The sequence below is a fragment of the Cognatundibacterium oligocarboniphilum genome (genome assembly GCF_013377855.1).
Taxonomy (GTDB): domain Bacteria; phylum Pseudomonadota; class Gammaproteobacteria; order Burkholderiales; family Burkholderiaceae_D; genus Undibacterium; species Undibacterium oligocarboniphilum.
The window spans coordinates 618,581-641,306 of sequence record NZ_JABXYJ010000001.1 but is presented as its reverse complement, the minus strand read 5'-3'; the positions used below and the strand labels follow the sequence as shown (position 1 = coordinate 641,306).

Sequence of the window (22,726 nt, the reverse complement as noted above, 5' to 3'; positions counted from 1 at the left end):
TCCTCGGATTTTTGTCGGACAATAAAGTCTTTGCCCGAAGATTGTATTGGCTGCAAACTAATACAGCAATATAAACTGTATGTTGCGTTGCAATGTCAGACACTTAAGTAGTTTTACTGATGTGGAAAATCCTGTCGTATGATTTGGCTTCGCTGCAGCAAAACTGTTTGATTTTCGGGGCAGTTCAGACTGCATCACATGAGAAACGGGTGTGGATATTTTTCAGGGTGATTTCTGAGGGGGCGATAATGTTACCTGTCAGGCTGGATAAAGAATTTATCGTTCTGGACCACTCACTGTGCGCACATACGGCAGTGGTGGGACCGACTTTGTATGAGGATCTGGATGTCCGCTTTGATGGCTTTAAATCTTGCCTCCTGATTGCGGAATATGCATTTGACGAGGACTGGAGTACATGGGAGTGCCATCCGCATGGCGATGAAATACTTTATTTGCTCAGTGGTGCAGCAGAAATCCATTTCCTGGCTGAAGGCCGGATTCAAAAACAAAGCCTGGTACAGCCGGGCAACGCCATGATTGTCAGGCAAACTTGCTGGCATACCGCCAAAGTGTTGCAGGGACCTTGCCGGATATTATTCGTGACACCGGGGGAGAATACGAATAATGCTGCCAGCCCGCCGCCTGTCTGAGCAGTCGGCAAAAACGGAAGGTGCATTTTGCTGCAGAGCTATCAGGTATGGTTTCAGCTGTGCATCCGGCGGGGGAGGTAATTCGCCGGTGTTGAGGATGGTGGAAATTGCTGGTGTGGCGTTTTCTGCACACCAGCAGCCAACCGGGTTGGATGAGTTACAGCGTCAGTTTCTGGCGTGCGCGGACGATGGCGCTGCGAACCTGATCCGGTGCAGTGCCGCCGATATGATTGCGTGCCGCCACTGAGCCCTCCAGTGTCAGAACCTGGAAAATATCTCCGGCGATCAGCGGTGAATAAGTTTGCAATTCTTCCAGTGACATGTCGCTGAGATCGCAGCCTTTTTCAACGCAGGTTTTCACTGCATGTGCAACTGCCTCGTGGGCATCGCGGAAAGGCAACCCCTTTTTGACCAGATAATCTGCCAGATCGGTTGCGGTGGCGTAACCCTGCAATGCTGCAGCACGCATTGCTTCTGGTTTGACCTGTATGCCGCCAGCCATGTCCGCAAAAATGCGCAGGGTGTCAATCAGGGTATCCACCGTATCGAACAGTGGTTCTTTGTCTTCCTGATTGTCTTTGTTGTACGCCAGCGGCTGACCTTTCATCAAGGTCAGTAAGGCAATCAGATGACCGTTGACGCGACCGGTTTTGCCGCGCGCGAGTTCCGGCACATCAGGATTTTTCTTTTGCGGCATGATGGATGAGCCAGTGCAGAAGCGATCTGCAATATCGATGAAGCCAACGCGCGGGCTCATCCAGATAATCAGCTCTTCTGACATGCGGGAAATATGCGTCATGATCAGTGCGGCAGCGGCACAGAATTCAATCGCAAAGTCACGGTCAGAAACTGCATCCAATGAGTTATAACAAACCTCGTCAAAACCGAGGGTGCGGGCAACCCGTTCGCGGTCAATCGGGAAGGTAGTACCGGCTAGCGCGGCTGCGCCCAATGGCAGGCGGTTAACGCGTTTGCGGCAGTCCAGCATGCGTTCGGTATCGCGGCTGAACATTTCCACGTAAGCGAGCATGTGATGACCGAAAGTAATAGGTTGCGCCACTTGCATATGGGTAAATCCCGGGAGGATCGTGTCTGTATTTTTTTCCGCCAGGTCGATCAGTGCGCTGCGCAGCGCGCGCAGGAAATCAGCGATCTGGTCAATTGCGTTGCGCATATACAGGCGGATATCGGTGGCTACCTGATCATTGCGCGAGCGTCCTGTGTGCAAACGTTTTCCGGCATCGCCAACCAGCTCGGTCAGGCGTTTTTCAATGTTCAGGTGTACGTCTTCCAGATCCAGCAGCCATTCGAACTGACCCGACTCAATTTCTGACTGGATCTGTGCCATGCCACGCTGAATTGCCGCATAGTCTTCGGTGCTGATGATTTTTTGCGCGCTCAGCATTTCAGCATGGGCGAGCGAGCCTTGAATATCAACTGTTGCCATACGATTATCGAAGAAAACGGAAGCCGTATAGCGTTTCACCAGATCAGAAACCGGTTCGGAAAAACGGGCAGACCATGCTTCGCTCTTTTTATTGAATTGTGATGTCATAATAGATAGATTGCCGTTATTGGCTGCGGTTGGCGATAAATTACACCCGATTATAAAACACCGCGCTGCTTTTGCCTGAGCAAAACCCGATGAGACCAACCTTGTCTGCGACAACTGATGAACCCGTGATTCCCGATTGCTGCAATATCGGGGTGATTTTCCGTGTTTTACTTGGCGTCAGTCTGATGGTTTTAATGGGACTGGGGGCGCATGGCGACAGCTGGGATCTGGTGCTGCAAAATTTCATTGAAATTTCGATACTCATTGACCTGATTGTTTTGCTGTCATTGCTGATTCTGTGTGTTTGCCGCCGTTATGCTTACCGTCATCCATTTTCTGTCTGGGCGCAGCGCTTGCTGTGCATGGTTGTTCCTGGGCTGATCAGTTTTTTCGCGCTCTCGATAATGGCAGGCAGTGCCTGGTTCGGAGATGCTTTCCCCCATCTTGACCGGATTTATCTGGTGACCCTGAGCGTATTGCTTGGAGCGCTTTTTCAGCATTATTTTGAGTTACGGATGAAGGCCTATTCCCCCGCGCTTGGGGAGGCGCGCCTGCAAGCATTGCAGGCGCGCATTCGCCCGCATTTTCTGTTCAATAGCTTAAATACTGCCTTGTCGCTGATCCGCCATGAGCCCCGGCGTGCAGAAACGGTACTCGAGGATTTGTCTGATTTGTTTCGTGTGCTGATGCGTGATACCCGTTACATGACGAGCCTGCTGGACGAATTGCAGCTATGCCGGCAATATCTGGCGATCGAATCATTGCGGCTGGGAGACCGCCTGCATCTCGTCTGGGACATGCCACAGTTAAGCGACAATGATCTGCGCCAGATCGAAATTCCGGCGTTGTTGCTGCAGCCGCTGCTGGAAAATGCTGTTCACTATGGTGTGGAGCCTGCTATGACGCCGGCCACCATTGAAATCCGCATTCAGCGGACGCTGGAGAAGATTGACATCCTGATCCGGAATCCTGTTCATCTGCACCAGCAATCCGGAGAAACGCTGACTTCCGGTAACCAGATGGCGCTGGATAATATCCGTCAGCGCCTGACCTTGCTTTACGATATGGAGGCCGCATTGCAGACGACAGAGAATGAAGGATTTTTTGAGGTCAGAATTTATTTTCCGGTCAGCCGGTGAGTGTGATGAATATACCGACAATCTTGATTGTGGATGATGAAGCACCGGCGCGACAACGCCTGAAGGATCTGTTGTCCGATCTGCGCGAGCAATGCCCACATATTTTGTCGGGTGAAGCTGATAATGCCAGGGATGCATTGCTGAAAGTCAGACAGATGCATCCCGATATCCTGCTGCTTGATGTGCAGATGCCGGAAACGAATGGGATTCAAATGGCGCAATATCTGCGTCAACATGCATCGGAATACGGCCATCCTGCGATTATTTATGTGACAGCTTACGATACTTTTGCTGTCCCGGCGTTTGAAGTTCAGGCCAGTGATTATCTGGTCAAACCAGTGCGGGCGGCACGTTTGCAGGATGCGATTACCCGGGTTGTGCAGCGTGGTCTGCCCTCAGCGTCGGCAACATCTGAACTGCCGTCGGAGGCGCTGCGCAAGAATCATTTTTCAGTTCCGGAACGCGGGCGGATATTGCTGGTGCCGGCAGATGATGTTTTATATCTGAAGGCGGATCAGAAATACGTGTCATTGCATACGGCGCATAAATCTTATTTACTGGAGGACTCTCTGCTCTCGATCGAAGCGGCATTCAGCGAACGTTTCGTCCGGGTGCACCGCAATGCGCTGGTTGCCCGGACAGCAATTGCGGGAGCTGAGCGGGTGGTTCAGGCATCAGATACAGAAGGGGGGCAGGAGCGTGTATCTGAAAACTGGCAAGTCATCATTGCCGGCTCCCCCGAACGCTTGCCTGTTTCGCGTCGTCAGTGGCCAATTATCAAGGTGTTAGTGAAAAGCGAGGGGCGCTGAAAAAGACATCTGCTGCTGAGAATATGACTTGAAAATACGAGACGTGACAAGATGGTATTCAGCGCCAGACCGGCAGTCCGGTGAGATCCGTATTGTCATCGTTGACCCAGGCTGGTAAGCCGCTCAGGTCTGTCGGCCCCAGTGCTGCCAGTAAATCCAGCTGTTCCTGTCGGGTCGTTCTGTTACGCTTGGTTTGCCCTGAATTTTTTCTGACTTCAGGTTCAGCAAAGGCAGGTTCGGCAAAGCCCGGTAATTCCAGGGTGGCGTTATCTTTGTAATCTTTCATTGGACATATTCATCTGGTTGGCTGATCCTGAAGTCAACAGACATAACGGCACCCGGCATTGTTCTGAAACTGTGCCATACAGTGCTGTCGATGAATGTTGCTGACTTGAGATTGTGCGAACGCACTTTGAATNATAACGGCACCCGGCATTGTTCTGAAACTGTGCCATACAGTGCTGTCGATGAATGTTGCTGACTTGAGATTGTGCGAACGCACTTTGAATTTGGTTGCGGGGGCAGGATTTGAACCTACGACCTTCGGGTTATGAGCCCGACGAGCTGCCAGACTGCTCCACCCCGCGTCTGAAGAGGGCGAATTCTACATGGCTGACCGCAGATATACAAGGGAAGTTGGAAAATAATTTATCTCTATTTCGCCAAATCAGAAAAGCCTCTGATTTTTGGCCGAGAACCGGCATGTCGCTGTGCATGCCGCAGATAAGCCATGCATAATGAAGCCGCATGTGCTGAATGCGGTTATTGAGAGATCAGGAGAAGTCGTTGTGATGGAATATGAAGTGATCGATACCCAGATTTCGCCGGAAGGGCGAATGGAGGTTTTGTCGAAGGCCGAAGTAAATATGTTGCTGGATAACAGCCACGGTGGCTTGTATCAGGTATTTCGTAATTGTGCGCTGGCTGTACTGAATTGTGGCAGCGGGCTGGATGATGGGAAGGAGTTACTGGAACGTTATCCTGATTTTGAAATCACCATCCTGCAGCGGGAGCGTGGCATCAAGCTGGATGTGAAGCGGGCGCCTGCCAGCGCCTTTGTGAATGGCGTGATGATCAAGGGGATTCAGGAGCATTTGTTTGCCGTGCTGAGGGATATCCTGTTTATTAATGCAGAAATGTCGGCGGGGAATAAGTTTGATCTGAATTCGACAGAGGGTGTGACAGATGTGGTGTTTCATATTTTACGGAATGCCAACCTGTTGCGGCCGCAGGTGAATCCGAATCTGGTGGTTTGCTGGGGCGGTCACTCGATTTCCGGCGCAGAGTATGACTACACCAAGCAGGTTGGATACCAGCTTGGTTTGCGTGGCATGGATATCTGCACCGGCTGTGGCCCAGGGGCGATGAAAGGGCCGATGAAAGGTGCCACGATTGGCCATGCCAAGCAGCGCATCACCAGCGGTCGTTATATCGGTTTGACTGAGCCGGGTATTATTGCGGCGGAAGCGCCGAATCCGATTGTGAATGATCTGGTGATCATGCCGGATATTGAGAAACGGCTGGAAGCATTTGTCCGTACCGGTCATGCCGTGGTGGTGTTTCCTGGTGGTGCGGGTACTGCGGAAGAAATTTTATATCTGCTCGGTATTTTGCTGCATCCGGATAACGCCGGCTTGCCTTTCCCGTTGATTTTTACCGGCCCTGAGAACGCAGCCGACTATTTCCGGCAGATCGATCGCTTTATCGGTGACACGCTGGGTGCGCGTGCTCAGGAGATCTATCAGATCATTATCAATGATCCGACGCGGGTTGCCGTTGAAGTGGAAGCCGGGATCAGGAAGGTACGCGAATTCCGCAAGCAAAAAGGAGATGCCTATTATTTTAACTGGATGCTCAAAATTGACCGGGAATTCCAGCATCCGTTCGAGCCTACGCATGAGAATATGCGTAATCTGGCATTGCATAAAAATCAGGAAGTGCATGTGCTGGCGGCGAATTTACGCCGCGCCTTTTCCGGTGTGGTGGCCGGGAATGTAAAAAACCAGGGGATCCGGGCGATTGAACAGTACGGGAATTTTGAGATTTCCGGGGATGCGGAAATGATGGAATCCATGGATGCACTGTTAAGCGCGTTTGTTGCGCAAAACCGCATGAAACTTCCCGGCAAGGCTTATGCGCCGTGTTACAGGATACTGAAATGACATCTTGAATCCGGGGATCGGAAGGATTAAGACGGCGTGACAGCCCTAGTCTCCTTCCCGGATGTCGCAAAATATTCCTGATGAGACATAAATTTACTTGGCTTATCTTCCGGAATTGGTAACATATGTCGGGTCAGTTTCATTCTTTTTAGGGAAATCATCATGAGTACTGTGCAGCAAGAAGTGGATGAGCGTACCAACCTTACTGGTTCCAATAAATTTGAACTGCTGCTGTTCAGACTCGGAGGGGATGCCAATGGCGATCGTTCTGAACTGTTTGGTATTAATGTATTCAAGGTGCGCGAAATCGTTGCGATGCCCACCATTACTGCGGTTGCCGGCTCTTTGCCGCATATGCTGGGTGTGGTGAATCTGCGCGGCCAGATCATTCCCGTGATCGACTTACCTGCTGTAGTTGGCTGCACCCCTAAGACCGGTTTGAACATCATGCTGGTGACCGAATATGCGCGCACTACCCAGGGTTTTGCAGTGGAGTCGGTAGAGGAAATTGTCCGTCTGGACTGGAATCAGGTTTTGTCTGCTGAAAACAGTGCCGTTGGCGGCATGGTAACCAGCATTGCCCGCCTGGATGGGGATACGGAAAATACCCGGCTGGCCCAGGTGTTGGATGTGGAGCAGATTTTACGTCAGATTACGCCATCCGACAGTAAAGACGTTGACCCGGAAGTGATGGGCGATAAACTGAAGATGCGGGATGGTGCTGTGATTCTCGCCGCCGACGACTCCAGTGTCGCACGCAGCCTGATTGAGCAAGCGCTGTCAGCGATTGGGGCTCCATACATTATGACCAAGACCGGTAAGGAGGCGTGGGAAAAACTGCAGGCACTGACTGCGGCGGCTCAGGCTGAGGGGCGGGCGGTCAGCGATAAGGTGGCAATGGTGCTGACTGACCTGGAAATGCCGGAAATGGATGGATTTACCCTGACCCGGAAAATCAAGCAGGACGAGCGCTTTAAGGCTTTGCCGGTCATTATTCACTCATCGTTGTCTGGGTCTACCAACGAAGAGCATATCAAGACCGTTGGTGCAGATGCTTATGTCGCAAAATTTGTCGCTGAAGAGCTGGCAGCTGCGATCAGAAAAGTTTTGGTCAAATAATCAGCCGGATTCATATGGCTTATCGAAAGCGCCGTTTTGCAACGGCGCTTTTTTTTGTGGGAAAACCAGTGCAAAAAACACGACGGATCAGTGGTTTTTTACATTTTCTACCGCTGGTTCAGCGGTTTTGAGCCGGAACCGCACGCCAGCCAGCAGGACAATCCCGTATCGCGGGATAAAAGCCATCAGGCTGATTGCAATACAGCCAGTCACCATTAGGGTTATTGGCGGGTGAAATGGTGTTGCTGTCGTAATTGTCTGGACTGTTAGAGGTGCTGCCGTTGTCCCGGATATAGACGGTATTGTAGGCAGGGGTGTTGTAAACCACGGTCGGTGCAGAATTGATTGTGGTTGCAATGCCCGCGCCAATCAGTGTGCTGCCGAAGACGACCTCCGGATAATACGGGTAATAGCCACGGTATCCGCCATAGTAGTAGGAGCTGTGATAATAAGGGCCGTATGGACGGTATATCGGATACCCGGCATGCACACCAACATTCCAGCCTGACCGTACCGGGCTGGCTACCCCGTAGCGTGCGCCGAGCCAGCTTTGCGCGTTACTGTCTGCGGTGGCGAGAATACTGATTCCGCTGATCATGAATATCAGGATGTTTTTTATTTTGAACTTGTTCATGTAAAAAATACCGGTTTTCCCCCGGTTGTGAAACTAAATGCTAAAAAAACACTCTGTATCAGCTTCAGCCCGATGTTGCCCGGCTGATGCGGATAAGAGATTTTTTATGGTAGCAGTATTTTGAAAATTGGTTGTTTCTTAATGTTGCATGCAAAAGAGCGCATGATGCATGCGAGTTGTTGATATATGACTTGTTAAGAATAAATCAGGGCAAGAATAAAGATAAAAAGATCAGAACAAAGGATAAAACGATGATCAGGATAAAAAATTCCAGGCTGGCTTGCCTTTTGCTGGCTTTGGTGTCGGCAGTATTGCCCTGGAGCGTATTGGCTGATGCAGGCGATGCCATCGTCAAACCGGGTGTCAGGGAGCGCTATACGAAATATGAGTACCGGATTCCTATGCGCGATGGAATACGGCTGTTTACGGTGGTTTATGTTCCGAAAGATGCTGCAAAAACATATCCCTTTCTGATGATCAGAACTCCGTATGGCAGCGGTGTGCATGACAGCGGGCAAGCTCGCTACGGTGTGGATTTTTATCCGAATGCTTTGGGACCATCGAAAGAAATGGAAGACAGCGGATATATTTTCGTCAGTCAGGATGTGCGTGGTCGTTATATGTCGGAAGGCGTGTGGCAGGAAATGACGCCGCATCTGAAAGCGCTGCGCCAGCCGGGGGAGGGTACCGAGAGCGCGGACATGCACGATACGGTCGAATGGCTGCTCAAAAATATTCCCGGTAATAATGGCAAGGTCGGAATCTGGGGAGTTTCTTATCCCGGATTTTATACCTCGGCCAGCATCATTGATTCTCATCCCGCGATTAAAGCAGCATCGCCGCAAGCCCCGGTAACGGATCTTTACATGGGAGATGATTCTTATCATGGCGGCGCTTTTATGCTGGCGGCCAATTTTGATTTTTATTCCAATTTCACAGTAGAAAAAAATCCGACTGTCTTGCCGAAAGCCTGGCACCCGTTTGATTATGGAATGCAGGATGGCTACGCCTATTTTCTGAAATACCAGAATCTGCCTCAGATCACGGCGCAGCTCAATGAAAAACAGCGCGAGCTGCTGTTGCCGACGATTGCACACAATACCTATGATGATTTCTGGAAATCGCGCAATATCGCCGCTCATCTGACAAATATCCATGCTGCTGTATTGACAGTTGGCGGTTGGTACGATGCAGAAGATCTGCAGGGACCGCTGACCACGTATCAGACGATTAAAAATTCTCAGAAAGAGCACTACAACGGTCTGGTCATGGGGCCTTGGTCGCATGGAGGCTGGGGTATGGCGGATGGTAAAAATCTGGGCCATGTCAGTTTCGATTCAAAGACTGGCGAGTATTACCGTAAGCATATCCTGTTCCCATTTTTTGAGTATTACCTGAAAGGAAATGGCAGCAAACCTGGCGCAGAAGCAACCATGTTTGAGACTGGCACCAATGTCTGGCGCAGTTACCCAAGCTGGCCGCCGCAACAGGCAAAAAAACAGACGTTGTATTTTTCGGCGAATGGATCGTTAAACTGGAATGAGCCGCGGGAAGAATTCAATACTTTCGATAGCTACATCAGCGATCCGAAAAAACCGGTACCGTTTATTCCTTATACGGCGACGGGTGTTCCACGCGAATACATGGTCAGTGATCAGCGTTTTGCTGCAACCAGACCAGATGTGCTGACATACCAGACCGAGCCGCTGGAGGAGGATGTGACCGTCGCCGGGCCGGTCGAGCCGGCGCTGTTTGTATCGACGTCCGGCACGGATGCAGACTGGATCGTTAAATTGATTGATGTGTATCCGGCAGAATATCCCGAAAAAAACACGGGAAAGGATCGTATGAACGATGTGCCACCGCCGGCGATGACGATGGCAGGTTACCAGCAGCTGGTACGCGGTGAGCCTTTGCGCGGGAAATTCCGTAACAGCTTTGAGAAACCGGAACCGTTTGTACCCGGAAAAGTAGCGGCGATCCGTTACCGGATGCCGGATATTTTGCACACTTTCCGGCGTGGACACCGGATCATGGTGCAGGTCCAGAGTTCATGGTTTCCGCTGATTGATCTGAATCCGCAGAAATTCTCGGATCTGGCGACAGCCAAAACCGAAGATTTTCAGGCTGCCACCCAGCGGATATATCGCTCTCCGGGACAATATTCCGGCATCGTATTGCCAGTATTACCCAGATAATTGAATATAAACCGGATTATCGAAAGATTGCCCTGATGTTGTCACCGCCGCTGAATATGCCGGGTGCCGTGTCTGCCGGAGCGATCTTGCGCAAATCCGGATCAAGACAGAAAGTGATCATGAACAGCATTGACATAAAGCGCCGCGCATTGACAGCCCTGATTGCCGCAACCTGTACCGCAAACACTGATTTGGCTCATGCACAGACCAGCACATCCAATGCATGGGTGCTGGAAGCTTCAACCATGAATCTGAAAGCAGATCCATGTACGGATTTTTTTGACTATGCTAATGGACTCTGGTTGAAAAATAATCCGATTCCTGCTGACCGTTCCCGCTATAGCGCCTATGACGAAGTCACTGAGCGCAACTTAAGCGCCTTGCGACAAATTGCAGAAACAGCCGCCGCAGGAGAGGCAGGCGTACCAGCAGCCCGGCTGGTAGGCGCGTTCTATGCGAGTGGAATGAATGAGGTGCAGATTGAAAAAGCAGGAGCAACGCCGCTGGAGCCTGAATTTGCTCAGATCAGAACGATACAGGATAAACGTCAGCTGATGCGCGTGATAGGAAGCCTGCACCGTCAGGGCATCATGCCCCTGTTTGGATTCAGTGTGGATCAGGATGCGAAAAATGCGACGAGATATATACCGCAAATGCTGCAGGGTGGGTTGGGACTGCCCGACCGTGATTATTATCTGAAAAACGACTTGAAAACCCGGGAAATCCGCCAACAGTATCTGGCACATATCACCCGGATGTTTGGGTTGCTAGGTGAAACGCCGGAAGCGGCGCGACAAATTGCGGGACAAATACTGGCGCTGGAAACCCGGCTCGCCAGGGTGTCGCTGACCAGGGTGGAGTTGCGTGATCCTCAGGCCAGTTATCATTTGTCGGATCTTGCGGGGTTGCAGAAGATTGGACGTGGTACGCCATGGCAGGCTTATTTCAATGAAATTGGCTTGAATGTACCCGGAGCAATCAACATTGCCCATCCCCGGTTTATGGCTGAAATAGATCGTATGCTTGACCAGATCCCGCTGGCGCAATGGCAGGTTTATTTGCGCTGGGAAGTATTGAATAGTCGCGCCGATTTTCTCAGTGATCCGTTTGTTGAGGCTAATTTTGATTTTTACGGGAAAACTCTGGCCGGTACCAAAGAACTGAAGCCGCGCTGGAAACGGGTGCTGGCTGTGATCGATGCCGAAGCTGGCGAGGCATTGGGTGAATTGTATGTGGCACGTTTCTTCGGTCCTGAAGCAAAAGCCGAGGTTCTCGATATGGTGAATCATATCAAGGCAGCCATGCGCGACAGTATCGGACGTCTTGAGTGGATGTCTGAGCCCACCAGACAACAGGCGTACAAAAAACTTGATTCACTGGCAGTAAAAATCGGTTATCCGGATAGCTGGCGTGATTATTCGGGTCTGCAAATTGAAGCGGGTTCTTATGCGGATAACGTGGCGAGGGCATCCGCTTTTGAGTTTAAGCGGATACTGGGGCGTCTCGGCAAACCGATTGATCGTAATGAATGGGGAATGACTCCGCAAACCGTGAATGCCTATTACAACCCGACCATGAATGAAATGGTTTTTCCCGCCGGTATTTTGCAGCCGCCTTTATATCATGTGAAAGCGGATGCGGCCGCAAATTATGGCAATACTGGCGCCACCATAGGGCATGAACTGACGCATGCGTTTGACGATCAGGGGCGACAGTTTGATGCTGAAGGTAACCTGAAAAGCTGGTGGGAAAAAGCAGACGAAAAGAAATTTATACGCCGTGCAAAGGCGATAGAGAAGCAATTCAACGAATTTAATCCGATTGACGATCTGCATATCAATGGAAAACTGACGGCAGGTGAAAATATTGCTGATCTTGGCGGGATGAAAATTGCGCTACAGGCTTTACGCCAATCCTTGCTGACCCGGCCACAACCTGCGCTGATCGATGGGCTGACGCCTGAGCAGCGTTTTTTTGTGGCGAACGCCCAGAGTTTTCGCAGCACGATCAGAGATGAAATGCTGCGTCTGACGTTGGCAACCGATCCTCACGCACCGGATAAATTCCGGGTGATTGCCCCGATTGCGAATATGCCCGAATTTTCAGAAGCGTTTCAGTGTCAGGGAGGCCGTTCACCATTGCGACCAGAAGGGAAACGGGTCAATATCTGGTAACTGTCTGCTCATAACGTATGGGGTATACTGTCGCTTGAGATGCAATGGTGCGGCAGCGCGCGGTTTGATGGATCGTTTGTCTGCATTATTGAGGAAAATGGAGAGTATCCTTCAAAAATGCTCTGATGCCGAGCTAAATTGTGGGCTGTTTTTTATACTCCCCTCCAGTATGTTTTGAGTAAAACAGGTTTCAGATTTCTGATTGTTGAGTTTTACCCGGTCGGTGTGAAAAAATATGGAAACGACAAAAGTCATTGAATTTGAACGTCCGCAAATGGATATCGGAAGCAGTTGTGTGGCCAATGCCTGGGCGCGGGTACCGGATGTGCCGGATGCGGCAGAAAAGCTGGCATTGAAAGCGCGTATCCGTCAGTTGCTGAAAGAAAAGCAGGCAGTGCTGGTCGCTCATTATTATGTCGATGCCGAATTGCAGGATCTGGCTGAAGAAACCGGTGGCTGTGTTTCCGATTCGCTCGAAATGGCGCGTTTCGGTCGCGATCATCCGGCGCAAACCCTGGTCGTCGCCGGTGTAAAATTCATGGGGGAAACCGCTAAAATTCTGAGCCCCGAAAAAACCATCCTGATGCCGGATCTGGACGCAACCTGCTCACTCGATCTGGGCTGTCCAGCGGATGAATTTACCGCATTTTGCGATGCGCATCCAGACCGCACCGTAGTCGTGTACGCCAATACCAGCGCTGCTGTGAAGGCGCGCGCTGACTGGATGGTGACTTCCAGTATTGGTCTGGACATCGTTGCGCATCTGCATGCGCAGGGCAAGAAAATTTTGTGGGCGCCGGATAAACATCTGGGCAGCTACATTCAGCAGAAAACGGGTGCCGATATGCTGCTGTGGCAGGGTTCCTGCTTGGTGCATGATGAATTCAAGGGGATCGAGCTTGATCTGCTGAAAGCCGAACATCCGCACGCAAAAGTGCTGGTGCATCCGGAATCGCCTGCGGCTGTGGTTGCGCAGGCCGATGTGGTCGGTTCGACTTCGCAAATGATTCATGCGGCGCAGACAATGGATGCCGAGGAATTTATTGTTGCCACCGACAATGGCATTCTGCACAAAATGCAGCTGGCTGCACCGGGAAAACGCTTTATCGTCGCACCGACCGCCGGTAACAGCGCCACTTGTAAGAGTTGCGCGCACTGCCCATGGATGGCAATGAACGGCCTGCGTAATCTGTTGCATGTGCTGGAAAGCGGTGACAATGAAATTCATGTAGAGCGCGCCACCGCTGAAAAAGCAAAATTGTGTATTGATCGTATGCTCGATTTTGCCGCTGCCAAAAAAGCCAATGTACGGCCATCTGCTGACCTTGCCAAAGAAGGAAAGCTGTTTGCAGGTATTGGCCCGGCATGATCAGAGCTGCACAGCCATACGCCTGCGTAGCGGTTGCATGAGTTCGCGGAACATGGTGTGCAACTCTGTTTCCGGTTACCGCGCAGAAAATTCAGAATTCAACTTTTACCATCATGTCCAGTAATTTAATTAATCAACATTTCCCTTTTGACGCGGATCTGCAAAGCGCATTCGAGCGCAATATCCGCGATGCACTGACCGAAGATGTCGGCAACGCCGATCTGACGGGCTTGCTGGTTCCGGCCGATGAGCGGGTTCATGCACAAGTCATCGTTCGCGAGGATGCTGTACTGTGCGGCGCTCCCTGGTTTGATGCAATCATGGCAGCCTGTGACGCCAATATTCGCATTGAATGGCAGTATGCTGAAGGTGATGGCATGCGTGCGAATTCGGTCGTCTGTAAAATTGAAGCGCCGGCACGGGCCTTGCTGACTGCAGAACGTTCGGCATTGAACTTTCTGCAGTTATTGTCAGCGGTAGCGACAGCTACGCATCAATATGTGAAGATGATTGCTGGTACCCGTGCAGCGATACTCGACACCCGGAAAACCTTGCCCGGTCTGCGTCTCGCGCAAAAATACGCAGTCCGCGTCGGCGGTGGCAAAAACCAGCGTCTCGCTTTGTACGATGGAATCCTGATCAAGGAAAATCATATTGCGGCAGCCGGAGGAATTGCGCCAGCGATGCAGCAGGCACTCAATCTGCATGCAGGTGTCAGCATACAGATTGAAGTTGAATCGATTGCCGAGCTGCAAGCGGCGTTAGAGGCTGGAGCAAAGTCGATTTTGCTCGATAATTTCAGTACGTCGATGATGTGTGCAGCGGTTGAAATCAATGCCGGACGTGCTGTGCTGGAAGCTTCGGGTGGTGTTGACCGGAGTTCAGTCAGGGCGATTGCTGAAACCGGTGTTGACCGCATCTCTATCGGAAGTCTGACGAAAGACATTAAGGCGACAGATTATTCTCTGCGCGTTATCTGAAATGAGTTCGCGGAAGGCGGGGGGCATTTTCCCGGGCACTGAAATAAAAGGGCTTCCAAGCGGAAGCCCTTTCTATTATTTGCCAGCAGAATTTATTTTTTCCGCTTGGGCGTCAGTACGGTTGGCAGTGCTTTGGGCAAGGTGTCCGGATAATCCCGGCTGAAATGTAATCCGCGGCTTTCGCGCCGAGCCAGTGCGCTGTTGATGATCAGCGAAGCGACTTCCACCAGATTGCGCAATTCCAGCAAATGATTGGAAATCCGGAAGTTGGCGTAGTATTCGTCAATTTCTTCTTTCAGCAGGCGGATGCGGTGTTTGGCGCGCTCCAGGCGTTTGGTAGTGCGTACAATACCGACGTAATTCCACATAAAGCGTCGTAATTCATCCCAGTTGTGGGCGATCACAACCTCTTCGTCGGCGTCGGAAACACGGCTTTCATCCCAGTCGGGCAGGGCGATTGGATTGATCCGGTCCTGTGACTCAATATGTTTTGCTGCTGCACGTCCGATAACGAGGCATTCCAGTAAGGAGTTGCTGGCAAGACGATTAGCGCCATGCAACCCGGTGTAGGCTGTTTCTCCCACGGCATAGAGTCCGGGCAGGTCTGTTCTGCCATCCGTATCGGTGACGATGCCGCCACAGGTGAAATGGACGGCTGGAACAACGGGAATGGCCTGCTTGGTGATATCGATCCCCAGCTCCAGGCAGCGCGCGTAAATAGTCGGAAAGTGTTCTTTCAAAAACTCCGGTGATTGGTGCGTAATGTCGAGCTCAACATAATCAAGACCGCGTTTTTTCATCTCAAAGTCAATGGCGCGTGCCACGACGTCACGCGGTGCCAGTTCGGCGCGCTCGTCATGCTCCGTCATGAATCGTTTACCGGCAGAGGTTCCTGCTTCTGCCGGTAATTTGAGGACGCCGCCTTCACCGCGTACTGCCTCAGTAATCAGGAATGACTTGGCGAACGGATGATAGAGGCAGGTTGGATGGAACTGAATAAACTCCATGTTGCCGACGCGGCAGCCTGCCCGCCATGCCATAGCAATGCCGTCACCGGTCGCTGTGTCAGGGTTGGTGGTGTAAAGATAGACCTTGCCTGCACCACCCGTTGCCATGACCGTGTGTTGTGCGGCAAAGGTGTCAACCTTGCCAGTACGGACATCCTGTACGTACAGACCGAGACAGCGAGGTGTCGGAGAATGGTCGCCGAGTCTGGCAGAAGTGATTACATCGATTGCATAGTGATGTTCGAACAGGGCGATATTCGGATGATTGCGGACTTTTTGTTCCAGTGTGATCTGCACTGCATGTCCTGTGGCATCGGCAGCGTGGATAATTCTGCGTTGGCTATGTCCGCCTTCACGGGTCAGATGAAAACCGAGTTCTGCTTCTTCGTCTTTGGTGAAAGGAACGCCCTGCTCAATCAGCCAGTCAATCGCTTCACGACCATGTTCAATAATATAGCGGGTAGCACCTTCATCGCACAGCCCACCCCCGGCAATCAATGTATCTGCAATGTGCTGATCGTGGCTGTCGTGCGAATCGAGTACGGCAGCAATGCCTCCCTGGGCCCAGTTACTGGCGCCATCCAGCAGCTCACGTTTCGAGATAATGGCAACCTGACGGGTTTGCGCCAGATGCAGGGCAACAGATAAGCCGGCCAGGCCACTGCCAACGATGACTACATCAAAATTCTTCATAGGTGGACTTTATAAAAACGTTCTGTCTTGCTATTTAATTTCCGACCTGTCGACTGTATTGAGGCGACATCAGACTGACAGGAAATCGTTTGTTGAAATGTTTTATTTTATTACGACAGGCCTGACTTTGCCTGCGGCTTCTTTGGCCAGACGGCGCGCTGTATCCGTGTCAGCAGCCGAGGCTAGTGCTACCCCCATGCGCCGGCGCGCAAAAGATTCCGGCTTTCCGAATAAACGGATATCCGTTCCCGGTACCTGCAGCGCTGCTGCGACGCCCTCAAATCCAATCGCCTTTGCCTCATGCTGACCGTAAATCACAGCAGATGCTGCCGGTGTCCGCAGGGAGACATCGACCGGCAGGCCCAGGATGGCCTTGGCATGCAACTCAAATTCGTTTTGAATCTGGCTGGACATGGTAACCATGCCGGTATCGTGTGGACGCGGGCTGACTTCGGAAAACCACACCATGTCGCCTTTGACAAATAACTCCACCCCGAACAGGCCGAGCCCACCGAGGTCGTCTGTAATTTTCTGCGCAATCTCACGTGCACGTTCCAGTGCGACAGGGGGCATTGCCTGGGGTTGCCAGGATTCTACGTAGTCTCCTTGTACCTGTACGTGGCCGATAGGGGCGCAGAAATGCGTGGCGATTTGTCCGCTGGCATCCAGTGCGCGCACGGTTAATTGTGTAATCTCATAGTCGAAATCAATCATTCCTTCCACGATCACCCGTCCGGCATTCACGCGCCCGCCTGCTGCCGCGTACTCCCAGGCATGCGCCACATCGGCAATGCTGTTCAGTTTTGATTGTCCCTTGCCTGAAGAAGACATCACTGGTTTGACGATGCAGGGAAAACCGATTTCATCGCATGCTTTACGTAATTCATCCAGATTGTCGGCAAAGCGATAGGGGGAAGTAGGTAGATTCAGCGTTTCGGCGGCGAGGCGACGAATGCCTTCGCGGTTCATGGTCAGCCATGCGGCACGCGCAGTTGGAATGACACGTACTTTTCCTACATTTTCCAGTTCAACCAGTGTGGGCGTCGCGATTGCCTCAATTTCCGGAACAATCAGATCTGGCCGTTCTTTTTCGATCAGTGCTGCCAGTGCTATGCCATCGGTCATGTCAATGACATGGGAGTGATGAGCTACCTGATGGCCGGGCGCGTTGGGATAGCGATCCACGGCAATAACTTCTATACCCAGACGCTGTAATGAAATAATGACTTCTTTTCCCAATTCGCCAGAGCCGAGCAGCATTACTTTGGTTGCGGATGGGGAGAGTGGGGTGCCGATAGGCTCAAGAGATTTCATGAGATTAATGATTTTATGGTGTGATTCTGATGTCTGCCGGTTTTATTTTTCCCGATTTCAGACGGATACCTGGATAAGGAATGGCTAGGAATTCAGTGTAAAACTGAAATTATACTGAGGAAAGTTAAAATTAAGCTTTAGGAATGCAGGGATTCCATGGAAACCGCTTGACACAAGGCTTTGCCGCTTGTTTTAATACAGGACGCAGACTTCCTGCTTGCCGTGATAGATGGACGACTGAGAAGATAATCGAATACATCGTCGCGAAATTCAAATTTTTGTGAGGGGGCTTTAAGTGAATAAAACTGAGTTGATCGATCATATTGCGAAAACAGCGGATATTTCTAAAGCGGCTTCGTCCCGCGCCCTGGATGCGCTGATCGGTGCGGTAAAAACAACATTGAAGAAAAACGGTACAGTAACTCTGGTTGGTTTCGGCACTTTCTCCGTTGGTAAACGTGCAGCCAGAACAGGCCGTAATCCACGCACAGGTGAAGCGATTAAAATCAAATCTGCCAAGGTTCCAAAATTTAAACCTGGCAAAGCGTTGAAAGATGCTGTAAACTAATGCTCTTTCTCGCACACGGCTGTTTCGGTGTGCGATGCAATAAATAAAGGTGCGGGCGCTTAGCTCAGTTGGTAGAGCGGAGCCCTTACAAGGCTTAGGTCGGGAGTTCGAGCCTCTCAGCGCCCACCAGAGTTTATAAAAANGTTACTGACGTAGCGGGGGGTTTTGCTTTTAGTGAGAGTACTTGTTTTTTAAAGACGTTTTCGCAGAAATTAAGCGGAAAAACTCATTGAAAGACTAGACAAAAATCAGAAGTTAAACTATAATATTGCTTCTGTTGACGTTGGTGACACAGCGTTAAATGTTTATCTGACTAAGCAAAATTATGGGTGCTTAGCTCAGTTGGTAGAGCGGCGCCCTTACAAGGCGTAGGTCGGGAGTTCGAGCCTCTCAGCACCCACCACAGATAAACAGAGCAGCACAGGTTAAGTAGTTTCNAGCGTTGAAAGATGCTGTAAACTAATGCTCTTTCTCGCACACGGCTGTTTCGGTGTGCGATGCAATAAATAAAGGTGCGGGCGCTTAGCTCAGTTGGTAGAGCGGAGCCCTTACAAGGCTTAGGTCGGGAGTTCGAGCCTCTCAGCGCCCACCAGAGTTTATAAAAAGGAGTGGTAGTTCAGTTGGTTAGAATACCGGCCTGTCACGCCGGGGGTCGCGGGTTCGAGCCCCGTCCGCTCCGCCAGAAAATCGAGAAGGCGAACGAAAGTTCGCCTTTTTTTGTATTTGCAGTTTTATGCAAAATTTTGTGATTCCTTAGTCATACGATCGGTTGAACATGTTTGAATATATTCGTACCCATCAGCGATTGATGCAGTTTTTATTGCTGCTGATTATTTTCCCTTCGTTTGCATTTTTTGGTATTGAGAGTTACACCAGATCTCAGGCGGCTTCCGGGTCAACTGTGGCAACTGTAGCCGGGCAATCCATCAGCCAGCAGGAGCTGGATGCTGCGCTGCGCGATCAGTTGGAGCGTTTCCGTCAATCGTATGGTCCGCAATTTGATCCGAAAATGATGAATACGCCTGAAGTACGGCAGGGCGTGCTGGATGAACTGGTTGCCCGTAAGGCTGTCAGTGCGGAAATTAGAGCAAGCAAAATTGCCATCAGTGATCAGATGTTGCAGAAACAGATTTTGTCTATTCCGGGCTTGTTGAAGGCAGATGGAGGTTTTGATAAAGAAAAATATCTGAATTATCTGGCTTCGCAAGGAATGAATCAGGCAATCTTCGACCAACGTTTGCGCCAGGATCTGTCGGTTGAGCAGTTGACTGGTGCTATTCAGAATACAGGCTTCATTCCTGAAACTGTCGCTGAACGGGTAGCTATGATTGGCGAGCAGGAGCGTGAAATTCAGGCCCTGACATTCAAGCCTGCAGACTTCACTGCCCAGGTTAAGGTAACGGATGAGATGATCAAGTCGTATTATGAAAAAAATGCGGCACAGTTTGAAATTCCGGAGACAGTGAAGGCTGAATATGTAGTTCTGAACCAGGATGCGCTGTTGGCGCAGTTGAGCGCCAGTGATTCAGAGATTGCTGAATTCTATAAAAATAACAGTAAGAGCTACAGCGTTGATGAGCAGCGTCGCGCCAGTCATATCCTGATCGCGGTGAAGAAAGATGCGAGTGATGCGGACAAGGCGAAAGCTAAAGCGAAAGCGGAGTCGCTGTTAACTGAGGTGCGTAAAAACCCTTCTTCATTTGCTAAGCTGGCTAAAGAAAACTCGCAAGATCCTGGTTCCGCGGAGCGTGGCGGTGATCTCGATTTCTTTGGCAAGGGTGCGATGGTGAAGCCATTTGAGGATGTCGCATATAAACTTCAGAAGGGCGAAATCAGTGACGTTGTGCAATCCGATTTCGGATATCACATTATCCAGGTAACGGATATCAGGGCGGCCAGTGTTAAGCCTTTGGAGGAAGTGAAGGGACAGATTGCTGCTGACATTAAAAAACAAAAGGCTGCAAAGGCATATGCAGAAGCTGCGGAGACTTTTGGTAATACAGTATACGAACAATCCGATAGCCTGAAGGCGGTTGCCGATAAGCTGAAGCTGAAAATTGAGGTGGTGGATGGCCTGACCCGCCAGGGGAGTTCAGGTTTGCCTCCTGCGGCACCGGTTAATAATACAAAACTGTTGAAGGCACTCTTTTCAGATGATGCGATAAAGAAAAAGCATAATACGGAAGCGATCGAGGTAGCACCGAATACATTGATTTCTGCGCGTATTCTTGACTATAAGGCGGCTAGCAAGCGGCCTCTGGATGATGTACGTGCAGCTATTGTAGCGCGTGTCACTCAGGCAGAGGCGCAGGCGATAGCTGAGAAGGAAGGCGCTGCCAAATTGGCTGCTCTGAAAGCCGCAGATTCGGTTTCTGGATTTGCCGAGCCTAAGTTGGTATCCCGTTCCAAAACACAGGACATCCCGGCACAGGCTGTAGCCCAAATTATGAAAGCAGATACCCAAAAATTACCTGCTTTCGTCGGTGTTTCATCGGGTGCTGCCGGATACGCCATTTACCGTATCGCAAAAGTAAATGCAGGTACGCCGGATAAGGCAAGAAGGCAGTCTGAAAAAGAGCAGATCACTAATCTGCAGTCTCAGGAAGATCTGTTGGCCTACCTTGAATTATTGAAGAGAAAGGCAAAAACATCTGTCAATAAAGCGGCGTTGACCGCTGTATCGCAGGCACAGCAATAAGTCATTCATGAGTTCTTAAAGAAACGGCACCTCAGGTGCCGTTTCTTTTTGCGGAAACAGTTAATCAGAGCTATTCTTGCAATTGTTGTCAATCGTGCTTAGTACGACTGGATTCCGGCAATATTTGATGTGTATCAATGTAGTTGTGCAGTGCGGTTGTTATTCTTTCAGTGTATTTTTACAACAGAGTGAGATCATGACGATAACTAAAGAAAACTCATACAACTATAGGGTTGTGCGCCAATTTTCTGTCATGGCTGTGGTTTGGGGAATAGTCGGCATGCTGGTAGGCGTGGTGATTGCAACCCAACTGGCCTGGCCGGAATTTTTAACTGGAATCCCGTGGCTTAGTTATGGACGTTTGCGTCCGTTGCACACCAACGCTGTGATTTTTGCATTTGGCGGTTGTGCACTGATGGCGACGTCTTATTATGTGGTCCAGCGCACGTCTAATGTGCGTTTGTTTTCTGATGGATTGGCTGAATTCACTTTTTGGGGCTGGCAGTTGGTTATCGTTGCCGCCGCCATTTCTCTGCCATTAGGCTACACCCAGGGTAAAGAGTATGCTGAATTGGAATGGCCCATTGATTTGTTGATTGCTGTTGTCTGGGTTGCTTATGCAATCGTATTCTTCGGCACACTGGCCAAACGCAAGGTTGAACACATTTACGTGGCCAACTGGTTTTACGGAGCGTTCATTATTGCTGTTGCGGTCTTGCATATCGTGAACAGCGCTGCGTTACCAGTGTCTTTCATGAAGTCTTATTCTGCCTATTCGGGTGTGCAAGACGCGATGGTTCAATGGTGGTATGGTCATAACGCGGTAGGCTTTTTCCTGACAGCCGGCTTCCTGGGGATGATGTATTACTTTATCCCGAAGCAGATTGAGCGACCTGTGTACTCCTATCGTTTGTCTATTGTTCACTTCTGGGCGCTGATCTTCACTTACATGTGGGCGGGTCCTCATCATTTGCATTACACCGCATTGCCTGATTGGGCGCAGTCTATCGGCATGTTGTTTTCCCTGATTTTGCTGGCACCTTCCTGGGGCGGGATGGTGAACGGGATCATGACTTTGTCTGGTGCCTGGAGCAAATTGCGCTCGGACCCTATCCTGCGTTTCCTGATTGTTTCCCTGTCTTTCTACGGTATGTCGACATTTGAAGGCCCGATGATGGCGATCAAGACAGTGAATGCCTTGTCGCATTACACGGACTGGACAATCGGTCACGTTCACTCAGGTGCTTTGGGCTGGGTTGGATTTATCACTATCGGCAGCTTGTATTACCTGATCCCACGTCTGTTTGGTCAGACACAGATGTATAGCAAACGCCTGATTGAGGTTCACTTCTGGGTCGCTACAATCGGTGTGGTTCTTTATATCGCCTCTATGTGGATTGCCGGTGTGATGCAGGGTCTGATGTGGCGTGCAGTCAATGAAGACGGTACTTTGACTTATACCTTCGTTGAGTCTGTTAAGGCGACATTCCCATACTATGTTATTCGTATGACTGGTGGCGTTATGTATCTGACTGGCATGATTATCATGGCCTATAACGTAGCGAAAACTTTGTTGGCTGCGAAACCTGTGAATAATGCCATTCCAGCACTGTCCACAACTTCTGCGCATGCATAATCAGGTAAGGCAAAAGGAGAA

17 protein-coding genes and 5 tRNA genes are annotated in these 22,726 nt (G+C 50.6%); 16 read left to right on the top strand and 6 right to left on the bottom strand.

Annotated elements, in window-relative coordinates:
• Positions 1-248 precede the first annotated feature (248 nt).
• Positions 249-650: a cupin domain-containing protein gene (locus HV832_RS03045; RefSeq protein WP_176802041.1), complete on the top strand. Its 402-nt coding sequence runs from the start codon at positions 249-251 to the stop codon at positions 648-650.
• Positions 651-807: 157 nt separating this feature from the next.
• On the opposite strand, the gene argH is transcribed toward HV832_RS03045, so the two are convergent.
• Entirely contained in the window at positions 808-2,205 is a 1,398-nt protein-coding gene (gene argH, locus HV832_RS03040; protein WP_176802040.1) for an argininosuccinate lyase, read from the bottom strand.
• A gap of 101 nt (positions 2,206-2,306) precedes the next feature.
• On the opposite strand from argH, the gene HV832_RS03035 reads away from it, so the two are divergent.
• Positions 2,307-3,344 carry a sensor histidine kinase gene (locus tag HV832_RS03035; RefSeq protein ID WP_223827121.1) on the top strand — a complete coding sequence of 346 codons (1,038 nt, stop codon included), beginning with the start codon at positions 2,307-2,309 and terminating at the stop codon, positions 3,342-3,344.
• 5 nt (positions 3,345-3,349) lie between these two features.
• Positions 3,350-4,153: a LytR/AlgR family response regulator transcription factor gene (locus tag HV832_RS03030; protein WP_176802038.1), complete on the top strand. Its 804-nt coding sequence runs from the start codon at positions 3,350-3,352 to the stop codon at positions 4,151-4,153.
• A 58-nt stretch (positions 4,154-4,211) separates the two neighbouring features.
• On the opposite strand, the gene HV832_RS03025 is transcribed toward HV832_RS03030, so the two are convergent.
• Both HV832_RS03025 and HV832_RS03020 read right to left on the bottom strand, forming a co-directional pair.
• On the bottom strand, positions 4,212-4,439 hold the full coding sequence (locus tag HV832_RS03025) for a hypothetical protein (protein ID WP_176802037.1): 228 nt from the start codon (positions 4,437-4,439) through the stop codon (positions 4,212-4,214).
• A gap of 224 nt (positions 4,440-4,663) precedes the next feature.
• A tRNA-Met gene (locus HV832_RS03020) sits at positions 4,664-4,740 on the bottom strand.
• 204 nt (positions 4,741-4,944) lie between these two features.
• Between HV832_RS03020 and ppnN the strand changes: the two genes are divergently transcribed.
• Positions 4,945-6,315 (top strand): nucleotide 5'-monophosphate nucleosidase PpnN, encoded by a 1,371-nt coding sequence (ppnN, locus tag HV832_RS03015; protein ID WP_218131950.1) that lies wholly within the window; start codon positions 4,945-4,947, stop codon positions 6,313-6,315.
• Positions 6,316-6,477: 162 nt separating this feature from the next.
• Entirely contained in the window at positions 6,478-7,434 is a 957-nt protein-coding gene (locus HV832_RS03010) for a chemotaxis protein (RefSeq protein WP_176802036.1), read from the top strand.
• Positions 7,435-7,552: 118 nt separating this feature from the next.
• Here the strand turns inward: HV832_RS03010 and HV832_RS03005 are convergent, their stop codons facing one another.
• Positions 7,553-8,032 (bottom strand): hypothetical protein, encoded by a 480-nt coding sequence (locus tag HV832_RS03005; protein WP_176802035.1) that lies wholly within the window; start codon positions 8,030-8,032, stop codon positions 7,553-7,555.
• A 287-nt stretch (positions 8,033-8,319) separates the two neighbouring features.
• Between HV832_RS03005 and HV832_RS03000 the strand changes: the two genes are divergently transcribed.
• The 4 genes from HV832_RS03000 (at position 8,320) to nadC (ending at position 14,789) form a co-directional block, all read left to right on the top strand.
• The gene (locus tag HV832_RS03000; RefSeq protein WP_176802034.1) at positions 8,320-10,266 is read left to right on the top strand and encodes a CocE/NonD family hydrolase; all 1,947 of its coding nucleotides are present in this window, start codon (positions 8,320-8,322) and stop codon (positions 10,264-10,266) included.
• A 119-nt stretch (positions 10,267-10,385) separates the two neighbouring features.
• A complete protein-coding gene (locus tag HV832_RS02995; protein ID WP_176802033.1) occupies positions 10,386-12,440 on the top strand; it encodes a M13 family metallopeptidase in 2,055 nt (684 codons plus the stop codon).
• 235 nt (positions 12,441-12,675) lie between these two features.
• Positions 12,676-13,809, top strand: a complete 1,134-nt coding sequence (gene nadA, locus HV832_RS02990) for a quinolinate synthase NadA (protein ID WP_176802032.1) — start codon at positions 12,676-12,678, stop codon at positions 13,807-13,809.
• Between the two features lie 113 nt (positions 13,810-13,922).
• The gene (nadC, locus tag HV832_RS02985; RefSeq protein WP_176802031.1) at positions 13,923-14,789 is read left to right on the top strand and encodes a carboxylating nicotinate-nucleotide diphosphorylase; all 867 of its coding nucleotides are present in this window, start codon (positions 13,923-13,925) and stop codon (positions 14,787-14,789) included.
• Positions 14,790-14,881: 92 nt separating this feature from the next.
• Here the strand turns inward: nadC and nadB are convergent, their stop codons facing one another.
• The gene (gene nadB, locus HV832_RS02980; protein WP_176802030.1) at positions 14,882-16,489 is read right to left on the bottom strand and encodes an L-aspartate oxidase; all 1,608 of its coding nucleotides are present in this window, start codon (positions 16,487-16,489) and stop codon (positions 14,882-14,884) included.
• 102 nt (positions 16,490-16,591) lie between these two features.
• Entirely contained in the window at positions 16,592-17,803 is a 1,212-nt protein-coding gene (gene purT, locus HV832_RS02975) for a formate-dependent phosphoribosylglycinamide formyltransferase (RefSeq protein ID WP_176802029.1), read from the bottom strand.
• Positions 17,804-18,098: 295 nt separating this feature from the next.
• On the opposite strand from purT, the gene HV832_RS02970 reads away from it, so the two are divergent.
• The 7 genes from HV832_RS02970 (at position 18,099) to ccoN (ending at position 22,705) form a co-directional block, all read left to right on the top strand.
• Positions 18,099-18,371 (top strand): HU family DNA-binding protein, encoded by a 273-nt coding sequence (locus HV832_RS02970; RefSeq protein ID WP_162018311.1) that lies wholly within the window; start codon positions 18,099-18,101, stop codon positions 18,369-18,371.
• A 53-nt stretch (positions 18,372-18,424) separates the two neighbouring features.
• Positions 18,425-18,500: transfer RNA gene (locus HV832_RS02965), tRNA-Val, on the top strand.
• Between the two features lie 198 nt (positions 18,501-18,698).
• Positions 18,699-18,774, top strand: a tRNA-Val gene (locus HV832_RS02960).
• Positions 18,775-18,887: 113 nt separating this feature from the next.
• Positions 18,888-18,963: transfer RNA gene (locus HV832_RS02955), tRNA-Val, on the top strand.
• Between the two features lie 13 nt (positions 18,964-18,976).
• A tRNA-Asp gene (locus HV832_RS02950) sits at positions 18,977-19,053 on the top strand.
• A 93-nt stretch (positions 19,054-19,146) separates the two neighbouring features.
• On the top strand, positions 19,147-21,069 hold the full coding sequence (locus HV832_RS02945) for a SurA N-terminal domain-containing protein (protein ID WP_176802028.1): 1,923 nt from the start codon (positions 19,147-19,149) through the stop codon (positions 21,067-21,069).
• A gap of 196 nt (positions 21,070-21,265) precedes the next feature.
• Positions 21,266-22,705, top strand: a complete 1,440-nt coding sequence (ccoN, locus tag HV832_RS02940; protein ID WP_176802027.1) for a cytochrome-c oxidase, cbb3-type subunit I — start codon at positions 21,266-21,268, stop codon at positions 22,703-22,705.
• Positions 22,706-22,726: the final 21 nt, after the last annotated feature.